The sequence below is a fragment of the Salinisphaera sp. genome (assembly GCF_002729955.1).
In the GTDB taxonomy this organism is placed as follows: domain Bacteria; phylum Pseudomonadota; class Gammaproteobacteria; order Nevskiales; family Salinisphaeraceae; genus Salinisphaera.
In genome coordinates, this window is record NZ_PBYA01000019.1 from 44,811 (window position 1) to 51,654 (window position 6,844).

Genomic DNA, 6,844 nt, shown 5'->3' on the forward strand with positions numbered 1-6,844 from the left:
TGCTGTCCCGGCTTACCCGCCGCCGAACAGGACCATGAACTGGAACACACCCACCGCCAGCCCCAGACCGGCCCCCACCGCGATCAGAATCCATTCGTCTTCCTCGAAGGCGGGGCGCAGCATGCCCTCGAACTTGCGTGGCGAGAGCTGCTGCATGCGCTCGACCAACGTCTGTTCGATGGCCATGGTGCGATTGGTATAGCTGATGAATTCCTGCATGGTCGGCGACGCGCTGCCCTGCGCATCCGGTGTGTACTCGATCAAGCGCTCGACCGCGGTCTGCTTGAGCCGGATATAGTTCACGTCGCCAACCGTCCAGCTCATGAAAGAGCCGACCGGCCCCGCGCTCTCATCCACCGTTTCCCCCACATGGTGGGCGATGATGGTGAAGATACGATCCGAATACGGGCCCTTGAGTACCTGCTGCAGGATATTGGCGGGGGCAAGTACCTCGTTGGCCACGAGATCGCCATAAGCTCGGGCGACGTCCGCCTGGCGCTTGAAGAACAGCCCGTGCAGTTCGAACGGGCCGACGCGATACTTCTTCTTCGGATTGAAGATCATCTTGAGCGCGGCCCAGTTGGTGAACCAGCCCACGATCATCCCGAATACGGGTAGCAGCCACCAGGGTTGGAAAAATATCCAGACCACCATTTGCAGGGCACCCAGCGGGAAGCCGAAATAGGCCCCGGAGCGCGCAATGAACTTGAACTCCTCCTTCCCGGTTTCCAGAAAGATGCGATTCATCAGCTCCTTGTGGTGCACCAGATTGGTGACGACCATGTCCTTGAGATCGAACACCTGATTCACATCGCTGCGCAGGTCGCGCACCGTATCGGCAATGGCGCCGGGTACGGCCGCCTGAACCCGGGCCACGATGGTGTCGCGAACCGCCTCCGGCGTGCGCGCCCACACGCTGGGGTGATGCTCTTCCATGACCTCATTGACCAGGTCCGCGGTCATTTCGTTGAGCGGACCGGTGAGCTTGGCGGCGACTTCGTCCGGATCCAGGCGGGCGAAGATTTCTTCACTGTCGATGAGATTTTCGGTGATGGTATCGGTGGCAATCGCCGACATCTTGGCGGCCTTGCGCGGCACGATGCCCTGCCAGCCGAGGAAAGGCTTCCAGATACCCACGAACTCGATCGGATGAAACATCATCCAGATCGCGACCCGGTTGGTGATATAGCCGATTATCGCGCTGATAAACGGCATGGACGCATACTTCCAGAACGTCGCCGTTCCAAGAAACGCCAGGTCCATCATGCCGATCTCCTCGTATCCTGCATTGACGGGTTCTTATTCTTATAGTCGCGATTCGGCGGCCGGTCACCGGCTCTAAAAAGATCGCGTTTTCGAATCAACATACAGTTATTGAGCGGGGTTGTCGCCTGCTGCGGGCGATTTTTCCCATAATTGCCAGATCCCGCCTCGGCGAACCGGCCACGACAGGGCACTGAAGACCAAACCGGCGCACCTGGACCATGGCTTGCGGCGTGGCCAGAGGCATAAAAGCGCCGTGCGCTGGCAATCGCGACGGCCTGCACAGAAAGGCGCCGCGTCAGGCATACGCCGCAATAAAAAGGCCCCGCGAAGCGGGGCCTCAAGCAGCAGCCGGCGTTGCGCAACGGCTAGCGCAAGACGCCCGGAACGCGGACGTTCTCGACCAGCTCGCGCACATGCGCCGGCGGTGCCGCGGTCGCACGCGAGACCAGGAACGCCACCACGAAGTTTATCAGCGCACCGATGGCGCCGAACGACTCGGGCTGAATGCCGAACATCCAGTTCGCCGCGCTATCGGCGAACAGGTTGGTTCCCGGCACGAAGAATACCCCCTTGTACAGGAAGATATAGACGATGGTCACGGTCAGGCCGGCCAGCATGCCGGCAATCCCGCCTTCGCGGTTCATGCGCTTGGAGAACACGCCCATGAGCAGCGCCGGGAACAGCGACGATGCCGCCAGGCCAAACGCCAGGGCCACCACTTCGGCTGCAAAGCCGGGTGGATTGATCCCCAGATAGCCGGCCACCAGGATCGCCCCGGTCATGGCGATACGCCCGGCCATGAGCTCGCCCTTTTCGCTGATATCGGGCCTGAGCATGCTCTTGAGCAGGTCATGCGAAATGGCCGAGGAGATCGCCAGCAACAGCCCGGCTGCGGTCGACAGGGCCGCCGCCACGCCGCCTGCGGCCACCAGGGCGATCACCCAGGCCGGCAGCTGCGCGATTTCCGGATTGGCCAGCACCATGATGTCGCGGTCGACGTTGACCATTTCGTTGCCTTGCCAGCCATAGCCTTCGGCAGTCGCGGCGAAATCCGGATTCTTGTCGTTGTAGTACTGAATCCGGCCGTCGCCGTTCTTGTCCTCGAAGCCGAGCAGGCCGGTGCCTTCCCAGGTCTTGAACCACTGCGGGCGCTGTTCGTATTCCAGGTTGGAATTCTCGGTGCCGACCGGCCCGGTCTGTACCGTTTCCATGAGGTTCAGGCGTGCCATCGCGCCCACAGCCGGGGCCGTGGTGTAGAGAATGGCGATGAAGAACAACGCCCAGCCCACCGACTTACGCGCGTCGCTGACCTTGCGCACGGTAAAGAAGCGGATGATCACGTGCGGCAGGCCCGCCGTGCCGATCATCAGCGACAGCGTGAGCATGAAGATATTGAGCGTCGAATGCTCGGGGTTGGTAAACCGATCAAAGCCGAGCTCGGTAATCACCCCGTCTAGTTTCTCCAGCAGGTAGACGCCACTACCGTCGGCCATGGTCGAGCCCAGACCGATCTGCGGCAGCGGCACACCGGTGAGCTGAATCGAGATGAAGATCGCCGGCACCGTGAACGCGAAGATCAGCACGATGTACTGGGCGATCTGGGTATAGGTGATGCCCTTCATGCCGCCCATCACCGCATAGACGAACACCACGCCCATGCCGATAAGCACACCGGTTTCGAATTCAACCTCCAGAAAACGGCCGAAGGCCACGCCCACGCCCTTCATCTGGCCGATCACGTAGGTGATCGAGGCCACGATGAGACAGATGATCGCAACCGTACGGGCCACGTTCGAGTAGTAGCGTGCGCCGATGAAGGCGGGCACGGTAAAGCTGCCAAACTTGCGCAGATACGGTGCCAACAGCAGCGCGAGGAGCACGAAGCCGCCGGTCCAGCCCATCAGATAGGGCGAGGCGTTATAGCCCAAAAACGCGATCAGCCCAGCCATGGAAATGAACGACGCCGCGCTCATCCAGTCGGCGGCCGTGGCCATGCCGTTGGCGACCGGGCCGACACCACCGCCGGCAACGTAGAAATCCTCGGTGCTGCCGGCACGCGAGGCGATCGCGATCACGAAATACAGCAGAAAGCTGCCGCCCACGGCGAGATATATCCAGGTTTGTGTATCCATGGGTGTGCTCTAATCCTTTTCTTCTACGCCGAATTCCCGATCGATCTTGTTCATGCGAAATGCATAGAAAAAGATCAGGAACAAAAACACATAGATGGCGCCCTGCTGAGCAAAGAAATAGCCCACCGGGTAACCGCCGATATAGAAGTTATTGAGCACGTCCACGAGCAGAATGCCGCAGCCGTAGGACACCACGAACCAAACGACGAGCAGCTTCAGTACAAGCCTGATATTGGCCTGCCAGTAGGCTGCCGCCGAATCGGATGGCCGATCGGACATATCCCCCTCCATTGTTATGAATTGTCCTGGGCAATCCTCGACCAGCGGGGTACGACCGGCAATGATACTTTCGGCTATTCCACCATTTGAGTAGCCAAAGCCGAAAAAGCGCCGAAGAAGTAAATGTATTGAGCATGCATGAGCTGTAACGCTTTCAGACCACGCCGTGAGCGAAACCGCCTTCATCGATGCTTCGAGCTTACTCAGCCGGCCTACCACCAGAAAACGTTTAGGGTTGGCAGGCCGCGTATACGAACGCACCGCTTGAAAAACGACCGGCGAAAGTGCCCCAACGTTGGGCCGATGAGGTGGGAAACCGCTGAGAGATGCAGCTTTTCTGGCGCCGGATCAAGTATCCGGCGGCACCGCGACAGATATGGCGCCCAATTCGGTCATCATTGAACTAACCACGACCATTTACGAATCAAGAGACGACATCGCCGCGCGAACACAGGAATGCAGTCAATCAGCTTTTCCAGCGGCCGAATGAGGAAAATGGCGGCCTGACTTCAACCGTTCAGGCCGCACGAATATCTCTAGAAGCGGCAATTTGAACCGAAACGCTCCGGGTCGAGGCGGCTATTAATCCCACCGGGGGCGTCGGCTGAAAGCGTTTGTCGTTCGGTCATGATGCCCCGTCAGGATTGTGTCCTGATCCGGGAGCCCGTTACAGCCGGGACGTCTCATACTGTCCCCGGGTATCCCGCAATAGCCTTTAGCGAAAAGCAAACCGGCAATCATTGCTTCGCGGAACTCACTCGAACCGTCATGTGCAACAGCGTTATTCCGTCTTAACATTTTCTTGATACTATCCGGCGCCGCCTACACCCGCGTGACCGGTATGCTGCGCACATTCGAAATCGTTGATCAGACCATCGTCGAGCGAGGTTACGAGGCTGGCCTGCCGGATCAGGCCACCCTGGCCAGCGCTACCTGGCTTGACGCTCACGACCCGTCGGCCGAAGAGCGCGAGGCCTTGGCCGGCTTTCTTGCCGTCGAACTGCCGGACGGCGACGACGTCGACTCCATCGAATCCTCGGCCCGCTATTTCGTGGACGCGGCCGGCATTCATGTGCATTCGCTGTTCCTGGCGCAGAGCGAAGGCCGACATCGAACACAAACCGTCGCCTTCATCCTTCAGAAAGAGCGCCTGTTATCGATTCGCGGGGGCGATCTCGCCGACTTTCGACTGCTCCGCATCCGCGCCCGCCGCCATCAGGTCGAAGCTGAATCCGCAGCCAGCCTTCTGGCTACCCTGTTCGATCAAAAGGTCGAGAATCTGGCCGACACGGTGGAAGACCTCCACCACCGACTGGAAAAAGTCAGCCACCTGGTACTCGAAGATGAAGAAGCCGACCTTGAAGACGCCATCGACCAACTTGCCCAGCTCGAGGATTCCAACGGCAAAATCCGGCTGTGCCTGATGGACACGCAGCGCTCGCTATCGTTTCTACTGGGGCATCTACCAACTACATCCGTTGCCGCGAGCACCGCACGTGAGTGCCTACACGATCTAGAAACGCTCATGAGTCATGTCGCCTTCCTGTTCGACAAGATCAACTTCCTGATGGATTCCACGCAGGGCTTCATCAATATCGAACAGAACCAGATCATCAAGATATTCTCGATCGCTGCGGTCGTCTTTCTGCCGCCCACGCTTATCGCCAGCATCTACGGCATGAACTTCGAACACATGCCGGAGCTGGCCCTGACCTACGGCTATCCCATTGCACTGGTGGCGATGGTACTCGCCGGCATCGCGCCCTACGCCTATTTCAAGTATAAGAATTGGCTGTAGCTAAAAAGCCCACTACCGGACCTCGGATTGGTTTGCGCGGGATGTCGTGGTAGAAAACCCTCGACGATCCATGAGGCATAGCGCTTAGTAATTTCCAATATCCAGAGTTCGGATAATTGAATTCCAGACAGCGTTGCTGCTCGTAGCGACGAGTGGTCGAGTCATCGAACGCCTCCCTCACGATTGCCTCCGGTCTGGATGCCCGTTACGGCCGGGACGCCTCACCCCTGCGTGGTCTCCGGGAACTGCACATAGATATCCGGCGACGTGAACCGCCCCAGAATCGGGGCGTAGACCCGGCCGTTCATATGGATCAACCCCACGTTGTCCAAATGGTCGTGGCCGGTGAAGCCCCTTTTGGGCTCGATCGCCAGATCGTAGAGCAACGAGTCGCTGGGATTGGCAACCCAGTCGTCGACGCGGCGTTTGCCGAACGCGTCGTACGAGTAGTGGTTCTGTACGCCGCCCGAACTGTCGGTCCTGACCGTGACCGACCCCAGCGGCATGAATCAATAGTGGTACCGAAGCTGCGCAGTGAGCAAGGCGCCGTCGGCAACCCGGTAAACGATACGTTGTTCTTCGTTAATTCGGCGGGACCAGTAGCCAGCGAGGCCATGTTTCAGCGGTTCCGGCTTGCCCACACCGTTGAACGGCTCTCGTTGTATCTCTTTAATCAGCTTATTGATTCGGCGCAGGGTTTTTTCGTCAGTTTGCTGCCAGTACAAATAGTCCGCCCAGGCGTTTTCCGAAAAAACGATCCTCATTCAATAAGCTCTCTCTCCTGCCCGCCATCACGATCCAGCTCTGCAACGGACTCCAGCAAACGACGGGCATTCCTAGGGGCACGAAGAAGATACGCCGTCTCCTGCAACGCTTCATAGTCTTCAAGAGACATCATGACCACGGATCGTGCCTTGTTCCGGGTAATGATCATGGGCGAATGATCTTCGCAGACCTGCTCCATCGTTCTCGCCAGATTGGTCCGCGCGGCCGTGTAGCTGATGGCATCCATAGAAGCATCCATGTACCTGTATATGTTCATGTACAGAATATTGTACGCCTAACGCTTTGGCAATCAGCGGCAAACGAAGGAACGAGGTAACGGGACAAATCGTGATTTCTCGGTCTAAGCCGCCCTGCCTTGCCGGGCGTGACCCGTCTACCCAGCATCGCTTCGACTTCGCTTTGAAAGCGCTCGCTGCCCAGCACGTAGTTGCCGTTCTTCGCAGTCCCGACCATACGTGCGCGAACGGGATTGAGCACAACATATCGCGACAACTCCAGCAGATAGCTATCACCGTCGACGAGAATGCCCTTGAAGCGGCCTTGAAACAGGTGACCCGTGCGTCGATGGCGACGGTTGCTGTAC

The 6,844-nt window shown here is 58.6% G+C and carries 7 protein-coding genes and 1 pseudogene; 1 reads left to right on the plus strand and 7 read right to left on the minus strand.

Annotated elements, in window-relative coordinates:
* Positions 1–12: 12 nt before the first annotated feature.
* The 3 genes from CMN27_RS05370 to CMN27_RS05380 all read right to left on the minus strand — a co-directional run bounded on the left by CMN27_RS05370 (position 13) and on the right by CMN27_RS05380 (position 3,677).
* A complete protein-coding gene (locus CMN27_RS05370) occupies positions 13–1,266 on the minus strand; it encodes a DUF445 family protein (protein WP_293624649.1) in 1,254 nt (417 codons plus the stop codon).
* Between the two features lie 365 nt (positions 1,267–1,631).
* Positions 1,632–3,398 (minus strand): sodium:solute symporter family protein, encoded by a 1,767-nt coding sequence (locus CMN27_RS05375; RefSeq protein WP_293624651.1) that lies wholly within the window; start codon positions 3,396–3,398, stop codon positions 1,632–1,634.
* Between the two features lie 9 nt (positions 3,399–3,407).
* A complete protein-coding gene (locus CMN27_RS05380; protein ID WP_293624653.1) occupies positions 3,408–3,677 on the minus strand; it encodes a DUF4212 domain-containing protein in 270 nt (89 codons plus the stop codon).
* Between the two features lie 841 nt (positions 3,678–4,518).
* Between CMN27_RS05380 and corA the strand changes: the two genes are divergently transcribed.
* On the plus strand, positions 4,519–5,475 hold the full coding sequence (gene corA, locus CMN27_RS05385) for a magnesium/cobalt transporter CorA (RefSeq protein WP_366515406.1): 957 nt from the start codon (positions 4,519–4,521) through the stop codon (positions 5,473–5,475).
* Between the two features lie 221 nt (positions 5,476–5,696).
* On the opposite strand, the gene CMN27_RS05390 is transcribed toward corA, so the two are convergent.
* From CMN27_RS05390 to CMN27_RS05405, 4 genes and pseudogenes are all read right to left on the minus strand, one after another.
* On the minus strand, positions 5,697–5,981 hold the full coding sequence (locus CMN27_RS05390; RefSeq protein WP_293624657.1) for an RHS repeat-associated core domain-containing protein: 285 nt from the start codon (positions 5,979–5,981) through the stop codon (positions 5,697–5,699).
* Between the two features lie 3 nt (positions 5,982–5,984).
* Positions 5,985–6,239, minus strand: a complete 255-nt coding sequence (locus CMN27_RS05395) for a Txe/YoeB family addiction module toxin (RefSeq protein ID WP_293624659.1) — start codon at positions 6,237–6,239, stop codon at positions 5,985–5,987.
* Positions 6,236–6,487, minus strand: a complete 252-nt coding sequence (locus tag CMN27_RS05400) for a type II toxin-antitoxin system prevent-host-death family antitoxin (protein ID WP_293624661.1) — start codon at positions 6,485–6,487, stop codon at positions 6,236–6,238. The genes CMN27_RS05395 and CMN27_RS05400 overlap by 4 nt, the downstream gene beginning before the upstream one ends.
* Before the next feature lie 26 nt (positions 6,488–6,513).
* A pseudogene (locus CMN27_RS05405) lies at positions 6,514–6,844 on the minus strand (hypothetical protein); the annotation flags it as partial.